Raw genomic sequence first — 1,712 nt, forward strand, 5'->3', positions numbered from 1 at the left:
TTTCTTCACTTTTTTTGGTTGTTCTGACGTTTGTTCATCTAGTTCAACATCATCATTTTGTATAAACGGATATGCAAGCGCCCATACAAAAAACACGGTTAGTAAAAGCTTAAAAATCGTTTTTAACATGTATTCTCTCTTTGAAACAACAACTATGCATGGTTAATACACAAGCATACGAAGGCGCATTATACCTAAGCCACTTTATAAACGCGAATAACTGGGATTTGATGACCTTTTACGGTTGAATTTTCAGCAGTGGATTTGGGTTTTAGATAAAACAGAGCCTATGTAGTGCATTTGTTCATTCGCAATTTATAAGTCCATGGGTATACTGAGCAAAGTTTAATAATATTAACTATGTGTGAGTAAGCAGTATGGATAAACAATGGCAAAGCCGAATAATAGAGCAATATAAACATCGTCCTAACGATAACCGCTCGCCGTGGCAGGTCGACCGTTCGCGTATTATTCATGCCGCAGCATTTAGGCGTTTGCAAGCTAAAACCCAAATTATGGGTATTGGCCTAAACGATTTTTACCGCACTCGCCTTACCCACTCTTTAGAAGTATCGCAAATTGGTACCGGCATATTGCGCCATTTAAAAGCGCAACATAGCGACTTTACGCACTTTCCATCAACTGGACTGCTAGAAACACTGTGTTTGGCGCACGATATTGGCCATCCGCCTTTTGGTCATGGTGGTGAAATAGCGCTAAATTACATGATGCGCGATCACGGTGGTTTTGAAGGTAACGCACAAACACTGCGCATAGTTGCAAAACTTGAGCCCTATAGTAATGGGCACGGTATGAACCTAACTCGTCGTACTTTATTAGGTTTTATAAAATACCCCGCGTTTATTAATACGCTTTGGCATACCATTCCCGATGCCACAACCGGTCGTGCATTTATAAAAGCAGATGATTGGCGCCCTGCCAAAGGGTTATACAACGACGATGCAGCCATATTCAATTGGATAATAGAACCACTGAGTCAAAACGATAAAACATTGCTAGGTAACCATGCCGCTATTGATAAGTACCGCGCTAAAACAACGTATAAATCGCTCGACAGCGCCATAATGGAACATGCCGACGATATAGCATACGCGGTACATGACTTAGAAGATGCCATTGCAACCCACGTACTCACATTAGACGATTGGCAAACCCATGCTCTGCCCCATTTAAAAGCACTAAACTTTGACTGGCTAAACGCCATGCTTGAATCGCTGACCCAGCGCTTGTTTTCAAAAAATGATTATGAGCGAAAAGATGCCATAGGTGAGCTGGTTAATACCTTTATTATTCATATACATTTGGATATTCAAAACGATAACTTTGAATGCCCTATTTTAAAGTACACCGCTAAATTAGATGCCCAATACGACAGTGTATTGCAAATACTTAAGCATTTTGTGTTTCAACGTTTAATACGTGACCCCGAAATGCAGCAAATAGAATTTAAAGGTCAAAATTTGCTAATAGAGTTATTTACCGCTTTTGCTAGCGATCCGCTGCGTTTATTGCCCGAGACAACACAAGCACAATACATAGAAGCGCAAAAGCAAAACCAAGGGATGCGTATAATTTGCGATTATTTGAGTGGAATGACCGACGAGTACGCCTATAAAACATACCAACGATTGTTTTCACCTATGCAGTAGCTAACTGCTAACTGCTAACATTGAAAAGGCCGAGTAAATTTA

Annotated in this window: 1 protein-coding gene; it reads left to right on the forward strand. The window is 40.4% G+C overall.

Annotated elements, in window-relative coordinates; all coding sequences use genetic code 11:
• Positions 1 to 377 precede the first annotated feature (377 nt).
• On the forward strand, positions 378 to 1,670 hold the full coding sequence (locus tag H5072_RS18590) for an anti-phage deoxyguanosine triphosphatase (RefSeq protein ID WP_182694408.1): 1,293 nt from the start codon (positions 378 to 380) through the stop codon (positions 1,668 to 1,670).
• Positions 1,671 to 1,712 lie beyond the last annotated feature (42 nt).

Source organism: Pseudoalteromonas sp. SR45-5, from assembly GCF_014163565.1.
In the GTDB taxonomy this organism is placed as follows: Bacteria; Pseudomonadota; Gammaproteobacteria; order Enterobacterales; family Alteromonadaceae; genus Pseudoalteromonas; species Pseudoalteromonas distincta.

What these genes read in the sequence shown, in the direction of transcription:
- H5072_RS18590 (WP_182694408.1), top strand. Translation starts at nt 378, where the DNA reads ATGGATAAACAATGGCAAAGCCGAATAATAGAGCAATATAAACATCGT.